This is a genomic window from Acidovorax sp. Leaf191 (assembly GCF_001424425.1).
GTDB lineage: Bacteria > Pseudomonadota > Gammaproteobacteria > Burkholderiales > Burkholderiaceae_C > Acidovorax.
The window spans coordinates 72,742-91,011 of record NZ_LMPT01000018.1 but is presented as its reverse complement, the minus strand read 5'-3'; the positions used below and the strand labels follow the sequence as shown (position 1 = coordinate 91,011).

At 65.9% G+C, this 18,270-nt stretch carries 12 protein-coding genes; 10 read left to right on the top strand and 2 right to left on the bottom strand.

Going from position 1 to position 18,270, the window contains the following annotated elements; all coding sequences use genetic code 11:
• The first annotated feature begins 113 nt into the window (after positions 1-113).
• From ASG27_RS12120 to ASG27_RS12085, 8 genes are all read left to right on the top strand, one after another.
• Positions 114-2,123, top strand: a complete 2,010-nt coding sequence (locus tag ASG27_RS12120) for a S9 family peptidase (protein ID WP_056417310.1) — start codon at positions 114-116, stop codon at positions 2,121-2,123.
• A 193-nt stretch (positions 2,124-2,316) separates the two neighbouring features.
• Complete coding sequence (locus ASG27_RS12115) at positions 2,317-2,799, top strand: hypothetical protein (protein WP_056417307.1); 483 nt, start codon at positions 2,317-2,319, stop codon at positions 2,797-2,799.
• A gap of 23 nt (positions 2,800-2,822) precedes the next feature.
• Positions 2,823-3,770 carry a methyltransferase gene (locus tag ASG27_RS12110; protein WP_056417304.1) on the top strand — a complete coding sequence of 316 codons (948 nt, stop codon included), beginning with the start codon at positions 2,823-2,825 and terminating at the stop codon, positions 3,768-3,770.
• A complete protein-coding gene (locus tag ASG27_RS12105; RefSeq protein WP_056417301.1) occupies positions 3,767-5,101 on the top strand; it encodes a phosphoribosylamine--glycine ligase in 1,335 nt (444 codons plus the stop codon). The genes ASG27_RS12110 and ASG27_RS12105 overlap by 4 nt, the downstream gene beginning before the upstream one ends.
• Positions 5,102-5,397: 296 nt before the next feature.
• On the top strand, positions 5,398-6,762 hold the full coding sequence (locus ASG27_RS12100; RefSeq protein ID WP_056417299.1) for an iron-containing redox enzyme family protein: 1,365 nt from the start codon (positions 5,398-5,400) through the stop codon (positions 6,760-6,762).
• Positions 6,763-6,865: 103 nt separating this feature from the next.
• Positions 6,866-8,614 carry a RecQ family ATP-dependent DNA helicase gene (locus tag ASG27_RS12095; RefSeq protein WP_082485964.1) on the top strand — a complete coding sequence of 583 codons (1,749 nt, stop codon included), beginning with the start codon at positions 6,866-6,868 and terminating at the stop codon, positions 8,612-8,614.
• A 377-nt stretch (positions 8,615-8,991) separates the two neighbouring features.
• Entirely contained in the window at positions 8,992-10,509 is a 1,518-nt protein-coding gene (locus tag ASG27_RS12090; RefSeq protein WP_056417296.1) for an ATPase domain-containing protein, read from the top strand.
• 18 nt (positions 10,510-10,527) lie between these two features.
• On the top strand, positions 10,528-12,198 hold the full coding sequence (locus tag ASG27_RS12085) for a response regulator (RefSeq protein ID WP_056417292.1): 1,671 nt from the start codon (positions 10,528-10,530) through the stop codon (positions 12,196-12,198).
• 67 nt (positions 12,199-12,265) lie between these two features.
• Here ASG27_RS12085 and ASG27_RS12080 read toward each other — a convergent pair whose 3' ends face one another.
• The gene (locus ASG27_RS12080) at positions 12,266-12,607 is read right to left on the bottom strand and encodes a hypothetical protein (protein WP_056417290.1); all 342 of its coding nucleotides are present in this window, start codon (positions 12,605-12,607) and stop codon (positions 12,266-12,268) included.
• A 139-nt stretch (positions 12,608-12,746) separates the two neighbouring features.
• Between ASG27_RS12080 and ku the strand changes: the two genes are divergently transcribed.
• Together ku and ASG27_RS27875 are read left to right on the top strand one after the other, a co-directional pair.
• On the top strand, positions 12,747-13,640 hold the full coding sequence (ku, locus tag ASG27_RS12075) for a non-homologous end joining protein Ku (RefSeq protein WP_056417287.1): 894 nt from the start codon (positions 12,747-12,749) through the stop codon (positions 13,638-13,640).
• 341 nt (positions 13,641-13,981) lie between these two features.
• Positions 13,982-15,610 (top strand): methyl-accepting chemotaxis protein, encoded by a 1,629-nt coding sequence (locus tag ASG27_RS27875; RefSeq protein ID WP_326938713.1) that lies wholly within the window; start codon positions 13,982-13,984, stop codon positions 15,608-15,610.
• A 106-nt stretch (positions 15,611-15,716) separates the two neighbouring features.
• Here the strand turns inward: ASG27_RS27875 and ASG27_RS12065 are convergent, their stop codons facing one another.
• Positions 15,717-18,113: a catalase gene (locus ASG27_RS12065; protein WP_056417284.1), complete on the bottom strand. Its 2,397-nt coding sequence runs from the start codon at positions 18,111-18,113 to the stop codon at positions 15,717-15,719.
• Positions 18,114-18,270: the final 157 nt, after the last annotated feature.

Here is an 18,270-nt window from a genome sequence, read left to right as displayed (position 1 = left end):
ACAGCGCGGGTGACGCTCCGACATCACAGCCAGGTCGTGTCTTCGGCGGGCGTCCTACAAACCCGGCCGGATGGCGGCGTTAGTTTTCACGGGTCCTTCGCCCCTGCACACCCATGACCACCGACACCTCGCCATCCCACGCTCCCTCACCCATCCCTTTTTCGGTGGACGACCTCCACCTTCACCAGAAGATCACCGCGCTGCACTGTGCACCCGGCTCGGAGCGCGCGGCCTGCGTGGTCCGGTCCGTGAACCGTCAGAGCAACAGCTACCAATCCAGACTATGGATGTTTGCGCTCGACGGCTCCGAAAGCCATCCCATCACCCACGGCACCGGCAGCGACCACTCGCCCCGCTGGTCTCCGGACGGGCAGACGCTGGCCTTCATTTCTGATCGGGGTGGCAGCCCACAGATCCATCTGCTGCCCATGTCGGGGGGAGAGGCACGGCCGCTCGGCCACTTCGCCGGATCCGTGGCGAGCCCGTGCTGGGCGCCCGACGGCAAGTCGCTCGTGGTGACGGCGTCGGTCAGTGTGAACCCCGATTTGCGGGGCGCGCGCGCCCCGCGCGACGCGCCCGCCCGCCAAAGCCCCGCCGAAGTCGCGTGGAAATTGCCCTACAAGTCCGATGGCGTCGGCTATCTGCTGGCGCGTGAGATCCATTTGTTCAGGGTCGATGTGGCGAGTGGCGACGTCACGCCCCTGTCCGATGGCGCCTTCAACGTGCTGGCCCATGACGTGTCGCACGATGGAACGCAACTGGCCTATGTGCGCACGCGGGATGGGCGCTTGGCCCATGCCACGGACCTGTGGGTCTGCAGTGCGGATGGCGCCAGGCACACCCGCCTGACCGAAAGCCACACCCACGCCATGCAGCCGGTGTGGTCTCCGTCGGGGAGCTACATCGCCTTCACGGGTGCGGTGCTGGCGGGTGATGCGGAGGTTCGCTTGTGGCTGTTCGACACTCAGACCGGCAAGGCGCGCCAGCTCGGCGATGTGGAAGTCGCAGACCCCGCATCTGTGCATTGGCCGGAGGGAGACCACAGCATCGCCTTTGTGCGCGCCCATCGGGGCCGTCACGAGATTGCGCAGATCACGCTGGAGGGCCATCTGCATGTGCTGCTCGCCAAAGACCACCAGCTGGGTGCGTTCGGTTCCACCGGCACACACTTCGCGATGTCCATCCACCACCCGTCCTTGCCGTCCGAGCTGCATGTCTGCCGTGCACAGGACAGCGCAGGCAGCCTGCGCCAGATCAGCCGCCTCAACCCATGGTGGGACGACAGGATCCCCATCCAGGCGCAGGCGATGTCGTTCCAGGTACCCGGCGGCGACGGGGAAGTCCAGGAGATCGAAGGCTGGCTGCTCAGGGCCGAAGCTGCCGCGGGACCGTCTCCGCTGCTCAACGACATCCATGGAGGACCGGCCAGCTATGCGCTGCTGGACTTCGACACGGCCGTCTACTGGCATGTGCTGTGCTCGCAGGGGTGGTCGGTACTGGCGCTCAATGCCGCAGGCTCCGCCAGTTTCGGACACGAATTCGCCCACGCGCTGAAAGGCCACTGGGGCACGCATGACCTGCCGCAGCACCTCGCCGCCATCGAAGACCTGAAAGCGCAAGGCATCTGCGATGAGCGCCTGGCAGTCTGCGGCAAGTCCTATGGGGGCTACCTCTCTGCCTGGGCCATCGGCCACACCGAGATGTTCAAGGCCGCCGTGGTCATGGCACCGGTGGGCAACATCGAGACCCACTACGGGACGTCCGACAGCGGCTACTACGTGGACCCGTTCTCCATGGCGACAGCCCCGCGTTTCGACCGCGAGAAGGCCCGGCACCACTCGCCGGTGCAGTACATCGGGAGCGCCACGACACCCACGCTCTTCATGCAGGGCAAAGCGGACGCGCGGTGCCCGCAGGGCCAGTCCGAGGAGCTGTTCGTGGCTTTCATGTGCGGCGGAGAAACCCCCGGTGAACTCGTGCTCTACCCCCAGGAGGGCCACGGTTTTCTGGGTGAAGGCGCCCCCGCTTGCAGGGCCGATGCCGCGGCACGCATCGTGGACTGGGTGACGCACCACACCCTGGACGACGATGCCGGCCGACTGATGGAGTCCGCTGCGCCATGACGCCCCGCTCCCCGCCCCGCATGCCCATACCCGCGAAGGTCACCGGGGCGCCGCGCGCCTTCAGCGCAGGCCCTGGCGAGACTGGCTGTCAGAGGTATAGGCATGTTCCTACAGACCCGCGCAGGTGTGCCCGCGAGCATCGTTTCATCCATTGACTTAGCTGCGAGGCGCCTACCGCCTTCTAGAGGCCACCATGACCACATCTCTCCCCCACCAGTGGGGATCGAATCTCCAAAGGGCTCAGACCCACCAGCCGGACTGGGATGGCTATGTCGTCACCAAGGTCAAGCACGTGCGTGCGGCCGTGCTCTCCGGCATCGACACCTTCAATGCCGAGGGCTTCACCATTCCCCTGGCCAGTGGCTTCATCGAGCTGTCCGGCATGCGTGCGGGCACCTTCCGCACGTTCCTCAAGATCGGGTTCGCGGAGTCGGACGATGTGATGCTGCCGTCGTTCGAGCTGGTCGACAACGCAGCCATCGGCACGCTGATCCTCCCGTCCCATGCATTTGCCTCCACGCTCCAGTTGGCCAACAGCCCGACTGCGCATTTCCGCATCGGCGGCGATGGCCGGCGCAACGCCATGGCCACGGATGTCGCGCTGTTGAACTTTGCGCTGACCGAGACCGGCGAGGCTCCCGAGGGCATAGAGATCGGGTTCGCCAGCGGCCGCTGAGCTGAGCACCTGGGTGCACCGCCATGAACCCGGTTGAACCCGCTGCGCTGGTGGACATCGGCCGCTGGTTGCAGTCCGTGAACTATCGGTTCGTGACGCCCACGCCCGCGACGCATGCGGTGGTGCTGGGCCGCCGCGCTGATGCGACGGCACACGATCCGAGGGACGTCTTCGGGTGGAACCTGCCTTTTGCGCCGACGCTGTTGCCACCCGAGGTGGTCACCCACCTCCAGCGCGCGGCACTGGTGCAGGAGTGGGGAGCACACCTGCTGCGCGCCACCGTGCGGTTCTCCACGCTGGGGGACCTCATCTTTCCCCACTCTGCGTTTCCGACGCTTCACAACGAGTCCGTGTTCTTCGGTCCGGACACTTACCGCTTTGCCGCGCTGATCCGGCGCCAGCTCACTATGGCCCCTTTGCATGGCGGATCCCGCGTGCTCGACATGGGCTGTGGATCCGGTGCCGGTGGCCTGGTGGCTGCAACCCATGACCGCCCAGCGCCTGCCCACCTGGTGCTGGCGGACATCAGCCCCCTGGCACTGCGGTTCGCGCAAGCCAGCGCTGAACTGGCCGGCGTGCCCGGCACTACCTTCCGCCAGGGAGACCTGTTCAGCAGCGTCGAGGGTGATTTCGACTTCATCGTGGCCAACCCGCCCTACCTGAACGATGGCGCCCAAAGGCTGTACCGCCACGGTGGCGGCCGATGGGGTGAAGCGCTGTCCATCCGCATCCTGCGCGAGGGCTGTCCTCGGCTGGCGCCGGGGGGCCGCCTGGTTCTGTACACGGGTTCATCCATCTCGCACGGGGTGGATCATCTGGGCGAAGCCATCGCGTCGGAGCTTGCCGCGCAGGCGTGCAACTGGACCTACGAGGAACTCGACCCGGACGTCTTCGGCGAGGAGCTGCAAAACCCCGCGTACGCGGAGGTGGACCGCATCGCTGCCGTGGGCGTGGTGGTGCACAAGTCATGAGGTTCCTCGGCATCGGGGACACCCATGACCTGGCCGCGATGTACCTCGGCCTGGCGCAACGGGGCCACGACGTGCGGGTGTTCGTGCGCGACCCGGACTATCACGATGTGTTTGCGGGCCTGCTGGATCGCACCGACGATTGGCAACAGGAGCTGGGCTGGCTTCGGGAGGCGGGCGACGACGGGATCGCACTTTTCGAGTCTGCCAGCGACGGCGCCACGCAGGACGCGTTGCGCCGAGAGGGATTCCACGCCATCGGCGGCAGCGCGTTCGGCGACCGGCTGGAGGCCGACCGGGAGTTCGGCCAGGCCGTGCTGCGATCCATCGGCCTGCACACGGCGGCCAGCCACCGGTTTGCCGACCATGCCACCGCGATCGCCTTCATCCACGAGCGGCCCGCCCGCTATGTGCTCAAGCTCAACGGCGCCGACGCCGTGCGCACGCGCAACTATGTCGGGGTGGCACCGGACGGCCTGGACGTGATCGCGCTGCTGGCGCACTACGCCCGGTCGAGCGCGACAGCCGCTTCGGCCAGCCCCCAAGGCAATGGCCAGGATCGGGATGATTTTGTGCTCATGGAATATCTGGAGGGCGTGGAGGTGGGCGTGGGTGGGTACTTCAACGGACACGCTTTCCTGAGCCCCGCGTGCATCGATTTCGAACACAAGCGGTTCTTTCCGGGCGACCTTGGGGAACTGACGGGCGAGATGGGCACCATCGTGTCCTACCAGCGGTCGCAGCGGCTGTTCGACACGGTGCTGGCCCCCTTGGCCCCCGTGCTTAGGGATGGCGGCTACTGCGGGTACATCAACGTCAACCTGATCGCCAACGAAAGCGGGCTGTGGCCGCTGGAGTTCACCAGCCGTTTCGGATACCCGGGTTTTGCGATCTGCGAGGCGCTGCACGCAGACCCGTGGGAGACCATCTTTTCCGCCATGGTCCAGCGAAGCGCACTGCACTTTCGCACCCACCCGGGGTTCGCTGCGGGCGTGGTGCTGACGGTGCCGCCATTCCCCTATCGCCACGGATACGCCGAGCTGTCCAGGGGCCTGCCCATCCACCTGCGCAGCACGCTGTCCCGGGATGATCGCGCGGCGCTGCACTTTGCAGAGGTCGCTCTGCACGGCGGCCATCTGGTGACGAGCGGTACCACGGGCTATGTGGGCGTGGCCACCGGCATCGGCGACACGCCAGGTCGCGCCAATGCGCAGGCACTGCGGGTGGCACAGGGTGTAGTGGTACCCAACCTCCGATACCGCCGAGACATCGGGGAGCGCCTGGAGCTGGGCGGCGAGTGGGAGCGGCTGCAGCGCCTGGGATGGCTGGGCTGAGTGCGCTGTGCCTTGCGCCGTGCCGCCGCCGTAGGAGAGTGCCCACGCGGTGATGGCGTATGGCCCGATGCCACCGGTTATCGGCGGGCGCGATGCTGGAGACTTCTCACTCTCACGCACATTCCATGTCTGCCATCCTGAAGGAACTCTCCGATCGTCCCGACCTCCCGATGGCTGCGCCGTGGGCTCGGACTCCCAGCAACTGCTGCAACGACGAAGGACGTTCTTTCCAGCACCTGTATGGCCGGCTTGCCGATGGCATTCCGTCCGCCAATGACATCGCGCAATCGGCAGAGATGCTGGCAGGAGCGCTGGAGCGCACCGGTACGCACGTGGATGACCTGCCCGCCGACCCTGCCGACCTCACCACCTGGATGACCACCAACGTGGAGCGCGTTCACGCCCAATACCAGTCCTACCTGCAATCGCGCAAGGAAGGTGCCCCGCGGCGTTACTTCGGCAACCGCGCGCATGCGCTGTACTTTCTGCGGCAGGTATCCCCCACCAAACTGGTCGACGGTGCGTGGCTCTACGGCCTGTGTGCGCACGCAGCCAACCCGCGCCTGTCCAACCTGGTCACGACCTACCTCGAAGAGCTGGGCAACGGGGAGCCGGACAAGAACCATGTGACGCTCTACCGCAACCTGCTGTCACGCTACGGGCTGGACCCAGTCGATGGCCTGCCCGATGCGCTGTATGAGCAAGGGCTGATCCAGTTGGCGCTGGGATGGAACGCGCAGGACTTCCTGCCCGAAGTCATCGGCTTCAACCTGGCGTACGAGCAGTTGCCGCTGCACCTGCTCATCACATCGTACGAGCTCAACGAGCTGGGCATCGACCCGTATTACTTCACGCTGCACGTCACCGTCGACAACGCCGACACCGGGCACGCGCGCCGCGCCTGCCAGGCAGCGCTGGAGGCCGCCCCCCGCATGCCTGACGGCGGCGAATACTGGCAGCGGGTGCGGGCCGGCGCCAAGCTGGGCAACCTTGGCGTGAGCACCATGGATGTGATCCAGGGCTTCGACATCGAGGCCGAAGTGGTCCGCATCATGGCGCACAAGTCCCCGGCCGGCAACGGCGCACATTCGGACTTTTGCAAAGTGGAGGGCCGCAGCGTGAACGACTGGCTGTCGGTTCCCGAGGAGATGTCGACCTTCCTGGCAGCGCTTGAGCGCAACGGCTGGATCAAGAGGAACCGGCCGGTGGACGAGAGCCGATTCTGGAAGCTGCTGCAAGGCGAGCGCGCGGAAATGTTCGGCGTGTTTTCTGGTTATGAGCTGCAGGTCATCCACGACTGGATCCGGGGCACCGACAGCGCAGACGGCGCGGCGTTTGAAACCGCGGGTGCGGCGGCTGCGGATGGCGCGCAAGCGACAGCAGGCCCCCGCCGCCTGATGAGCTTTCGGGTCGCTGAAAGGCTGCGTCAAGCCCGGGGCGGTGCGCAGGGGCCCAGCGACGCGTCGCTCGATGCCGACCTTGCGATCTTTCGTGAGCGGTATCCATCGCTGCAAGGTGAAGCGCAGCGCGAGCTGCTGCAGCAAGCCCTGTCGCCTGCGCTGCACTGGACACCCGCGGGCCTGGAAGCCACACGTGAATTTGTGCGGGTGCTGCATGGCGCTGCCGCGCCATCGCAGCGTGCTTCCCCCCACACAGCTTAAGACGCGCGCCTGCGCCATTTACCCCTGCCCATCGGCCATGCCTTTACGCCGACCGCAACCCTGAAATGCCGTGTTGTCCGGCCTCCACAGATCCACTTCGACGATGACCACCACATCCCAAGCCTCCGCCGTGGCTGGCGCCACGCCCATTCCGGCCCCGGTACCTGCCAACATTCAAAAGACCTTGAAGAAGGTTTTCGGGCTCAAGCGCCTGCGGCCCGGGCAATGGGACGTGGTGCAGCGCGTGCTGCAAGGGGCCAGCACCCTGGCAGTGATGCCCACCGGTGCGGGCAAGTCGCTGTGCTACCAGTTGCCTGCGGTGCTGCTGCCCGGCATCACGGTGGTGGTGTCCCCCCTGGTGGCCTTGATGAAAGACCAATGCGACACGCTGCGGGGCCTGGGGGTGGCGGCGGTGCAGGTCAACAGCGCCATCTCGGCCGAGGAACTGAGCGCCGCGCGTGCAGCCATTGACGACGGCAGCGCCCGCATCGTGCTGACCACGCCCGAACAGATGGCCGACCCTTCGCTCACCGCCGCACTGGCGCGGCACACGGTGAGCCTGCTGGTGGTGGACGAGGCGCACTGCATTTCCCAATGGGGCCATGACTTCCGGCCTGCGTTTCTGGAGATTGCGCCCGCGGTCCGGGCGCTGGGCCGGCCGGCCGTGCTCGCGCTGACCGCCACCGCCAAGCCCGCGGTGATGAAGGAAATCGTGGCGCAGTTCGGCATCGCGTCCGGCAACATCGTTCAGGCCGGTGCCTACCGCCCGAACCTTCAGCTCGCCGTGGAGCAGCTGTCACGGTCGGCGGATCGGCTGCCGCGCGCGCTGCAATACATCGCTGCCACCGAGGGCACCGGGGTGGTGTACGCATCAACGGTCAAGAGTGCCCAAGAGCTGTACGACAAGCTGGCGGCGGCGGGTGAAAGCGTGGCCCTGTACCACGGCAAGCTGCCCGCGGCCCGGCGCGCCGAGGCGCAGGACGCCTTCATGGACGGCAAGGTGCGTGTGATGGTGGCCACCAACGCTTTCGGCCTGGGCATCGACAAGCCCGACATCCGGTTCGTGCTGCACTACCAGATGCCCGCGAGCGTGGACACCTACTACCAGGAGGCAGGCCGCGCGGGGCGCGACGGGAACGACTCGCAATGCACGCTGCTGTACGTACGGCAGGACCGGTCGCTGCAGCAGTTCTTCATGTCCGGCCGCTACCCGACGCTGGACGACCTGCAGGCAGTGCACACGCTGCTGCACCAGGCAGCACCGGAAGGCGGTTGGACGGCCGACGCCATCGTCGACGCTGTCGCACGGCCGCGGGCCAAGACCTTGGTGGGTTTGAGCCTGCTGCGCAGCCACAAGGTCGTGCGGCGCGACCGCTCCGGGCGCTTTGGCGTGGCACGAGAGCTGAGCGGCGATGCCCTGGAAAAGCTGCTGTGCGGCTACCGGCGCCGGCGCGAGCAGGACGGAGAGACGCTCGAGGCGATGGTGGCCTACGCCCAGGGCGGGCGATGCCGCTGGCACGCCGTGCTGTCCGCCCTGGGTGAGGAGCCCCCGTTCGACGGCTGCGGCCGGTGCGACAACTGCCGGCGCATGGCGGCGTTGAAACACCTCGCACCTGCCGTGGCCATGCCGGAGCGCCCCATCGAGGTCCGCCCGCCCGTCACCGCCAAACCCAGCTTCACCAGCGGCCAGGCGGTGCGTGCGCGCCGCTATGGCGCAGGCCAGGTGGTCGAAGCCAATTCGCACGCTGTGACAGTGGAGTTTGCGAACGGCACGCGCCGCACCTTTCTGCCCGAATTTGTGCGCGCCGCTCGGTCTTCGGCGCCGCTGCAGCAGCAACTGGTGGCCGCGTGACGACACACCCGTCCCGTGGGCGGCAACCGTAGCCCCCTCTCAAAAACGCCGCGTCGAACGACCTGCCGGTAGCTGTCTGACCGGACCGCTACCTGTAGGAGCTGGCGCCCTCCAGCAGTCGCCATAGGCTGACCAGCAAACCTCCCCTAACATCCGAAAATGAATTCACATTCATGGTGGCCTGGAGCATTGCAGCCTTGATGGCTCCGGTCGACGTGTGGCGGCGGACTCCCCTGGGATTGGCCGACCGCGTATAGTTTTTGCCTCTGTCGGCACAGCCAGGCGGAAGTGGCTTGGCCGGAACACACAAAGGCCACCATGGGTGAAGCAGCGATTGCGTGTTGCAAAGTCCGCTGCACCATCGAAAGGATCCAGGTTTGTCAAACAGTTCAAGCGCCCCCTCCTCGCCCGAAGGTCTGGCACCCACTGGAATCGCGGGGCTGGACAATATCCTGAACGGCGGCCTTCCAGAGCGGCACCTTTATCTGGTGGAGGGCAGCCCCGGCACTGGCAAGACCACCCTGGCGCTGCAGTTTCTGTTGTCGGGACGTGCCCAGGGTGAGCGGGGACTCTACGTCACCCTGTCGGAGACTTCGGAAGAACTCGCCCAGGTAGCCCATTCCCACGGCTGGTCGCTGGACGGCATCGAGGTCTACGACCTCGTCAGCGACGAAGGGCTCAGCGAGGACGCCGAGCAGACCATTCTTCACCCCTCGGAGTTCGAGCTGGGAGAAACCACGCGCGATGTGATGCGGCTGGTGGGAGAGCTCAAGCCCCACCGGGTGGTGTTCGACAGCCTGTCGGAGCTGCGCCTGCTGGCCCAAAGTGCTCTGCGGTACCGGCGCCAGATCCTTGCACTCAAGCGCTTCTTCGCCCAACTGGGCTGCACGGTGCTGATGCTGGACGACAAGTCCGTCGGCGAGGGCGACCAGCAACTGCACAGCATCGCCCATGGCGTGATTCACCTCAATCAGAACGTGAACGCCTACGGCTCGGACAAACGCAGACTGCGCGTGGTCAAGCTGCGCGGCGTGAAGTTCAGGAGCGGCGACCATGACTTCGACCTGAACCGGGGCGGGCTGCTGGTCTTCCCACGGCTGGTGGCGGGCGAACATGGCAGCGATTTCGACACCCAGCCCATCTCCACCGGCACCCCGGGGCTCGATGAACTCCTGGGCGGCGGCTTGGCGCCGGGCAGCAATCTGCTGCTGGCCGGCCCTGCCGGGGTGGGCAAGACCACCACGGCCACCAGTTGCGCGGTGGCCGCGATGCGGCGCGGCGAAAAGGTGGCGTACTACCTGTTCGACGAAGGCCTGAACACGCTCCGGGTGCGCTCGCGCTTCCTGGGTCTGGACATCGAACCTTTCATCACGTCGGGCCAGCTGTTGATCCGCTCGTTCGACCCAGCGGAAGTGTCTCCCGGCCAGTTTGCGCATGCCGTACGGGACGCCGTGGAAAAGGACGGCGTCACCATGGTGGTGATCGACAGCCTGAACTCGTACATGCAGGCCATGCCCGGCGGGCAGTACCTGCAGCTGCAGATGCACGAGCTGCTGGCGTACCTGAACCTGCGGGGTGTGGTGACCCTGATCATTCTGTCCCTGCACGGCGTGGTGGGCGAGATGCGCACGGACGTGGACCTGAGCTATCTGAGCGATGCGATGGTGCAGTACCGCTTCTTTGAAGCCCGCGGCAACCTGCTCAAGGCGATCTCGGTGGTGAAAAGCCGCACCATGCGGCACGAGACCAGCATCCGCGAATTCCGCCTGGGCCCGGATGGTGTGGAAATCGGCAAGCCGCTGGCCGACTTTCACGGAATACTGGCCGGCACCGAAGCCTATGCGGGCACATATGCCCTGCTGGGCGACTCGGACACTACCGTGCCGGCCCGATAGAAAACACAAGGGAATCGCATGGAAGGTCGCGTGCTAATCCTTGCGCCGCACGGTCGCGACGCACAGGTGATCGAGTCGGTGCTGCGCCGCGATGCGCTGCAATGCCTGATCTGCAGCGATGCGGCAACGCTGCTGTCCGAGCTGGAAGCCGGGGCGTCCACCGCCGTTCTCACGGAAGAGGTGCTGGCAGGCGGCCTGGATGAATCGCTGCGCAACTATCTGGCGCAGCAGCCTGCATGGTCGGACTTTCCATTCGTGGTGCTGGCCACGCGCCAGCCGGTGCGCCGATCCGCACGTGCGGCGCTGTCCCTGCAGGAGCTGGGCAACCTGGTGATCCTGGAGCGACCGGTCAACCCCGACACGCTGCTCAGTGCGGCGCGCTCGGCCTTTCGGGCGCGGGCACGGCAATACGCCTCGCGGCGGCACCTGACCGATATCGAATCTGCCAAGCAGACCGTGGAGCAGCTCAATGCAGACCTGGAAAGCCGCATCGCCGCGCGCACCAGCGATCTGGCTGGGGCCAATGACCGCCTCATGCGCGAAATCGCCGACCGGGAACGCATCCAGTCCAAAGTCGTGCAAAGCCAGAAGCTGGAGGCCATCGGCCGGCTCACGGGGGGGATCGCCCACGACTTCAACAACCTGCTGCACGCCGTGAGCATGAACCTGCAGTTCATCATGCGGCTGGCCGACGAGAAACGGCTGGCCGACTACGCGCGCCGTGCCAAGGAATCCGTGGACCGGGGAGCAAGACTGACCGCGCAGCTCCTGTCCTTCTCACGCGCGCAAAGCCTGTTGCCGAAGTTGCACGAGGTCAACACGATGGTCGGCAACCTGCGGGAGCTGATCGAAGTATCGGTGGGCTCCAAGGTACAGGTGCACATGGATTTGTGCGAGGACGAGGCGTGGGCGTTGTTCGACGGTGCGCAGCTGGAAATGGCGCTGCTCAACATGGCCGTCAACTCGCGCGACGCGATGCCCGACGGTGGCCACCTGACCATCCGCACCAGGCTGGTCCCCGGCAACGACGGTGTACGGCGGGTGCAGATCAGCGTGCAGGACACGGGCTGCGGGATTCCGGAAGCACTGCAGTCCAAGGTGTTCGATCCGTTTTTCACCACCAAGGCCGACGGCGAGGGGACCGGGCTGGGACTGAGCCAGGTGTATGGCTTTGCCAGCCAGTCGGGCGGCAGCGCCGAGATCCACAGCCGCGAGGGCGAAGGCACCACGGTCACGCTGCAGTTCGCTCAGGCGACTCCGGCGGTGCAGAGCGCGCCGGACGCCGCAGCCGCGCCGGGCGGTGCCGCCAACCCCGCCAGGCGCACCGAGGTGCTGGTGGTGGAAGACGACGATGCCGTCAGGCGGGGCATCACCGAAGGGCTGCGATTGCTGAACTACAGCGTGCGCGAGGCCAGCGATGGCGAAAGCGGCCTGCGAGAGTTGCAGCGCCGCATGCCCGACCTGCTCATGGCGGACTACCTGATGCCCGGCATGAATGGTGCCGAGTTCATCGCGGCGGCCCGCCAGCTCTACCCCGAAATTCCGGTGCTGATGGCCACGGGCTATGCGGACATGGCCGAGGTGGAACGGCTGGTGGGCGTGCAATCCGTGCTGAAGAAGCCGTTCGACCTGGAGACACTGAACTCTGCGGTGGGCAGCGAACTGGCCCGCTGGCGCCTTCGGGCCTGAAGGCCGACCCTGGCGCGGCGCGCCTGCAGCCTTGCCGTGCGGGGGGCGTCGTGGCCGCTGTGAAAGGTCAAACGGCCGGGCCGAACCCGAATGGCGCAGGACTGTCGGACTCTTTCGGCTTGCTTGGCACGACCTCTTCCGGCGGGGCCTGCCGGCGCTTGGCAGGCTCCCGGGCGCTGTCGCTGCGCAATCTGCCGGGCCGGCGTGGACCCACGTCCAAGTCTTCGACCAGGGCTTGCAGCGCGGCCAATCCTTCGGCCATCGCGTCCTTGTAGCTGCGCGCCGCCGAGTCCGATTTCGCGATCTCGTTCCAGCGGTCACCGTCCTCGCGCTCGTTCAGCACCCAGTAAAAGGCGCTTGGCGAAGTTTCTTCCACATGGATGGAGATATGGCGCAGTGTGGTTGGCATACAGCGAGCATAGGGGCCGGGCACCCAAGGCGTGACCATGCCGAGGCCTACCGATCAGGTAAGCAAACACCTACACCCCACAACGGTGCCACGCCGCACACTGGTAACACCCGGGTTCCCCGTGCGGAGAGATCACACCATGGCCACTGGAAGTCGCACCCTCTGGAAAGGCGCCATCACCTTCGGCCTTGTCCATATCCCTGTCGGACTGCACACCGCTTCCAGCGAGCAAGGGGTGGATTTCGATTGGCTGGACAAGCGGTCCATGGACCCGGTGGGCTACAAGCGCATCAACAAGCGCACGGGCAAGGAGATCGACAAGGACAACATCGTCAAGGGCGTGGAGTACGAGGACGGCAAGTACGTGATCATCAGCCCCGAGGAAATCGAGGCGGTGTTTCCCAAGACCACGCAGACCATCGAGATCCAGCGGTTCATCGGTGCCAACGAGATGCCCTTCATCTTCCTGGAGCGCCCCTACTACGTGGCGCCCATCAACAAGAGCGACAAGGTCTACGCGCTCTTGCGCGAGACCCTGGTGGCGACCGGAAAGATCGGCTTGGCCAAGGTCGTCATCGCGACCAAGCAGCACCTGGCGGCACTGGTGCCTTCGGGGCCGGCGCTGGTGCTGAACCTTCTGCGCTGGGGTGACGAGGTCAAGACCCTGGACTCACTGGACCTGCCCGCCTCCGGCAAGAACGGTGTGAGCGCGGCCGAGCTCAAGATGGCCAAGCAGCTGGTGGAGGAAATGTCCGGCCCCTGGGACCCTGAGGATTTCAAGGACGAGTTCCGCCTGCAGGTGATGAAGCTGGTGGACAAGAAAGCCAAGGCCGGCGAAGGCAAGACCGTGCTGGAGCCGCAAGAGGAAGCGCCGAAGTCCGGCGCAGTGATCGACCTCACCGCGCTGCTCCAGCGCAGCCTCAAAGGCGGCGGCAAATCCGGCGCGAAGCCGCCCGCCAAAACCCCTGCCCGAAAGGCCGCGGCGAAGGCAGCGCCCGCAAAAAAGGCTGCTGCGCAAAAGAAGGCTGCCTGAGCCGGACAGCGACGCCCGCTGCCGCGATTTTCGGGGATGCGATCGCAGCAGCACGGCTGCACCGTGAAAATTCCTGAATTGATAGCAACAACTGAGGCGGGTCGAGCGCCGGAGCTGGTTTTCACTCCCATAGCCACCGGGATGTTGCTGCGCGCTCGCAGCGTGCGCTTACTAACTCCGTCTTCGAGCGCCGTCTATACGGGGCTCTACGTGCATTTCGGCACCACATCAACACGCACTATCGACATAGCCATTTTCTATTGACAAAGTGTTACATCCGGCCGGACCATGACATAGATCAAGTCATTGCGGGAGGAAAAATGGTAGTTCGGAATATGACGATGCGGGCCAAACTGGGGCTTTCGTTCGGGCTGATGGTGGTGCTGATCGTGTTGCTGTCTGCGGTCGCCATCAAGGACATGAGCAGCGCCAAGGTGCAGTTCCATGATTTTGTGACCGGCATCAACGCACGGGCCCACCTGGCCCAGGAGATTCGAAGCGCTGTGGACCGGCGCGCGGTGGCAGCGAGAAACCTGGTGCTGGCCACCAAGCCCGCAGAGCGCGATGCCGAAAAAGCCGCCGTCACCAAAGCCCATGAAGACGTCCAGAAGCGCCTGGGCCTGCTCCAGCAGGCCGTAGAGGGCCCGGGCATTCCGGCCAACGTCAAGGCGCTGGTCGCCGACCTCGCGAAGATCGAGCAGTCGTACGGTCCCGTGGCCCTGTCCATCGTCGATTTGGCCATGGCCGACAAAAAGGACGAGGCCATTGCGAAAATCAATGACGAATGCCGGCCGCTGCTCGCCGCCCTGATCGCCAAGACCAGCGAATACCAAAAAACGACCGATGACCGCTCCCACCAACTGGTGCACTCCTCCGAGGCCGACTTCGAGTTCCAACGGCGGTTTCTGATCGGCCTCGCGCTGCTGGCCACCGTGATCGCGGCTGCCTGCGGGGTGGCGATCACCCGCGGCGTGCTCAGGGCCCTGGGTGCGGAGCCCGATGCGCTGAGCAGTGCCGCCAGCAAGGTGGCGGGCGGCAACCTGTCGAGCATTGCCGGGGCCAGCGCGGCTCCGGACGGCAGCGTGCTGGCATCGCTGAGCGCCATGCAGCAGAATCTGGCCAGCATCGTGAGCAAGGTGCGGGGCGCCACCGACTCCATCTCCACCGGCACCAGCGAAATCGCCATGGGCAATGCAGACCTGAGCCAGCGCACCGAAGAGCAGGCCAGCGCGCTGCAGCAGACTGCAGCCACGATGGAGGAGTTCACCTCCACGATCCGCAACAACGCCGAGAACGCCAAGATGGCCGATCAGCTGGCCATCAGCGCATCCGCCGTGGCCACACGGGGCGGCGAGGTGGTCTCCAAAGTGGTCACCACCATGCGGGACATCAATGACAGCTCGCGCAAGATCTCGGACATCATCGGTGTGATCGATGGCATCGCCTTCCAGACCAACATCCTGGCGCTCAACGCCGCGGTGGAAGCCGCGCGGGCTGGAGAGCAAGGCCGCGGCTTCGCGGTGGTGGCCACCGAGGTGCGCAACCTCGCGCAGCGCAGCGCCAGCGCCGCCAAGGAGATCAAGGCCCTGATCAATGAGAGCGTGGAAAAGGTGTCCGTGGGTACCGGTCTGGTGGACCAGGCCGGGCAGACCATGGTCGAGGTCGTGGGGGCGATCAAGCGCGTGACGGACATCGTCGGCGAGATCAGCTCGGCCAGTTCCGAGCAGAGCACGGGCATTTCCCAGATCGGCCAGGCCGTCAATCAGATGGACCATGCCACGCAGCAGAACGCAGCGCTGGTGGAGCAAAGCGCCGCTGCTGCCAAGAGCCTGGAGATGCAGGCGCAGCAACTGACCGAGGCGGTGCGCACCTTCCAACTGGAAGACTCGGCAAGCACCGCGTTCGGGCACGCGGGGTCAACGCGTGCGATCGCTGGAGTTCCCTCCCGGGCCTTGCTCGCACCGGCTTGAGCCGCGGCCTGCGGCGACTGCGACCTGGCACTTGCGAATAGCGAATTGCGAATTGCCACTTGCGACGGGCCCCACCAGCGGGGGCCGTCGCTGTGGCAGCCCTCGCTCAGACCAGCGGCGGGTCCGTCTCCCGCTCCGGATGGCGGTGGCGGGCAATGCCCTCGATAAACAGCTCGAACTCCCGAGACCCTGCACCGAACACGATCCCTGGGTCCGCGTCTCCCGATGGGAGCGTGGACGGAATCTGCGCCTTGAGCATCAGCGCCGAAGACGCCGGCATGACCAGAATGGTCTTGCCGTGGCGGAACTGGTCCTTGAGGCATTCCATGGTGTGGCCGTCCGCGGACAGCGCCTTCACCCCCGCATCGCCGTCGGGCAGGGCCAATGCATCGAACAGGAAGCCGGGCTCGTTCTCCAGCGACGCATCGGCGTTGATGGCCACCTTGTCGGCCGTTTTCACCGGCCCGATGCGCGGCGCCACGAAGCGGCCGACCGCCCCTTGCGCGAACAGCGCGGCTTGGAGATCCACCGCGCTCTGCCCCACCACGCCATCAGCCACCAGGATGGCCACCTTGCGGCCCATCAGGCTGCCGTCACCCGGACGGGCCAGCAGCGACAACGCGTCCGATCGGGCCACCTCGGGCTTGGGCGGCTTGGCGAGCGCGCACTGCATGGGTGGGGGCAAAGGCTCCATGCCCAGCCCGGCGGCCACCTCGTGGCCCAACTCCTCGGACACATTCAGCAGCGATGCCACCATGCGCTCCCGCACTGCCGGTACCGTCACCTTGCTCAACTCGAAGCGGAAAGCGGCAGCGATGTGTGCTTTCTCCACGGGCGTCTGGCTGTCCAGGAACAGCCGGGCCTGCGTGTAGTGGTCGGCGAACTTCTCGGGCTTGGCGCGGACCTTGCCTTGTGCTTCCTTGGCCTCGATGCGTGCGGGCACCGACACGAAGCCCTGCGCCGCACCCGCCTGAAAGGGGCAGCCTCCCGCAAGGGAATTGGGCTCGTAGGAGACCTTTCCGCGGTGAATGGCCTGCCGGTGCATGCCGTCGCGCTGGTTGTTGTGCACGGGCGCGACCGGGGCGTTGATGGGCAACTCGTGGAAGTTGGGCCCGCCCAGCCGCGATATCTGCGTGTCGATGTACGAATGGATACGCCCTGCCAGCAGCGGGTCGTTGGAAAAATCGATGCCCGGCACCACGTGCGCCGCACAGAAGGCCACCTGCTCCGTCTCGGCGAAGAAGTTGTCCGGGTTGCGGTTGAGGACCATGCGGCCGATGCGGCGCACGGGCACCAGCTCTTCCGGGATGATCTTGGTGGCGTCCAGGATGTCGAAGCTGAATTTGTCAGCCTGCTCTTCGGTGAACACCTGCACGCCCAGCTCATATTCCGGATAGGCACCGGCCTCGATGCGCTCCCAAAGGTCGCGGCGATGGAAATCTGGGTCTGCGCCGGATATCTTGACCGCCTCGTCCCACACCAGCGAATGCGTGCCGGCCTTCGGGTTCCAGTGGAACTTCACGAACACCGACTCGCCCGCTGCATTGACGAACCGGAAGGTGTGCACGCCGAAGCCCTGCATCGTGGCGTAGCTGCGCGGAATGGCGCGGTCCGACATCACCCACATCAGCATGTGGGTGGACTCCGGCATCAGCGAGACGAAGTCCCAGAAGGTGTCGTGCGCGCTTGCGGCCTGCGGCATCTGGTGATGGGGCTCGGGCTTGACGGCGTGCACCAGGTCAGGGAACTTCATCGCGTCCTGGATGAAGAACACCGGCATGTTGTTGCCCACCAGGTCCCAGTTGCCTTCGTCGGTGTAGAACTTGACGGCAAAGCCGCGCACATCGCGCGCCGTGTCCTTGGAACCGCGCTCGCCCTGCACCGTCGAAAAGCGCACGAACACCGGGGTGACCTTGCCAGCCTCCTTGAACGGTGCGGCCCGGGTGAGTTCGGTCAAAGGCTCGTAGCATTCAAAAAACCCGTGGGCGCCAGAGCCGCGTGCGTGCACGATGCGTTCGGGAATGCGCTCGTGGTCGAAGTGGGTGATCTTCTCGCGGAGGATGAAGTCCTCCAGCAAGGCCGGGCCACGCTCGCCATATTTGAGCGAGTTCTGGTTGTCCGCAATCGGCACGCCCTGGTTGGTGGTGAGCACCTGCCCGGTGGAGTCCACCCGCACCCTGTCCAGGGGGGCGATGGTGGCGTTCACACCTTCGGGCGCCACGGTGCCTGTCTTCTCGGTGCTGTTGGCCTCCGACAAGGTGCTGCCCAGCGGCAGGCGGGACGGTGCCTCTACCGTGGTGCCCGCCGGGGGATTCACGCCGTTCTGAAAACCGTGTTCGGCCGCCTTGCCCGGGTTGTAGGGCATGGCTGCCGCCATGTCATGGGTCTCGCCAGCCTTGGCGGAATGCGCATCGGCGGGCGGACCGAGAGCGGACGGGCCGCTGTCGGTGTTTCTGGCTGCGGCAGCTGCCGAGGTGCCTGCAGCACGGGAGTCTTTGATCATTGCGGGGCCTTGTTGCGTGGTGGAAGGCCCTGGGACGCGCGGTGTGCTGCTCCAAAGCCACATTCATCTTGTGTACGGCCCCATTGCGGGCTTGTAGGCGGCGGCGCTGGAGGGCGGTCAGGGAATGAACCGGCTCAGGTCCCCGCTTTCCCGCGCT

What these genes read in the sequence shown, in the direction of transcription:
- ASG27_RS12080 (WP_056417290.1), bottom strand. Translation starts at nt 12,607, where the DNA reads ATGCCAACCACACTGCGCCATATCTCCATCCATGTGGAAGAAACTTCG.
- ASG27_RS12100 (WP_056417299.1), top strand. Translation starts at nt 5,398, where the DNA reads ATGCTGGCAGGAGCGCTGGAGCGCACCGGTACGCACGTGGATGACCTG.
- ASG27_RS12120 (WP_056417310.1), top strand. Translation starts at nt 114, where the DNA reads ATGACCACCGACACCTCGCCATCCCACGCTCCCTCACCCATCCCTTTT.
- ASG27_RS12110 (WP_056417304.1), top strand. Translation starts at nt 2,823, where the DNA reads ATGAACCCGGTTGAACCCGCTGCGCTGGTGGACATCGGCCGCTGGTTG.
- ASG27_RS12095 (WP_082485964.1), top strand. Translation starts at nt 6,866, where the DNA reads ATGACCACCACATCCCAAGCCTCCGCCGTGGCTGGCGCCACGCCCATT.
- ASG27_RS12065 (WP_056417284.1), bottom strand. Translation starts at nt 18,113, where the DNA reads ATGATCAAAGACTCCCGTGCTGCAGGCACCTCGGCAGCTGCCGCAGCC.
- ASG27_RS12085 (WP_056417292.1), top strand. Translation starts at nt 10,528, where the DNA reads ATGGAAGGTCGCGTGCTAATCCTTGCGCCGCACGGTCGCGACGCACAG.
- ASG27_RS12115 (WP_056417307.1), top strand. Translation starts at nt 2,317, where the DNA reads ATGACCACATCTCTCCCCCACCAGTGGGGATCGAATCTCCAAAGGGCT.
- ASG27_RS12105 (WP_056417301.1), top strand. Translation starts at nt 3,767, where the DNA reads ATGAGGTTCCTCGGCATCGGGGACACCCATGACCTGGCCGCGATGTAC.
- ku (WP_056417287.1), top strand. Translation starts at nt 12,747, where the DNA reads ATGGCCACTGGAAGTCGCACCCTCTGGAAAGGCGCCATCACCTTCGGC.
- ASG27_RS27875 (WP_326938713.1), top strand. Translation starts at nt 13,982, where the DNA reads ATGCGGGCCAAACTGGGGCTTTCGTTCGGGCTGATGGTGGTGCTGATC.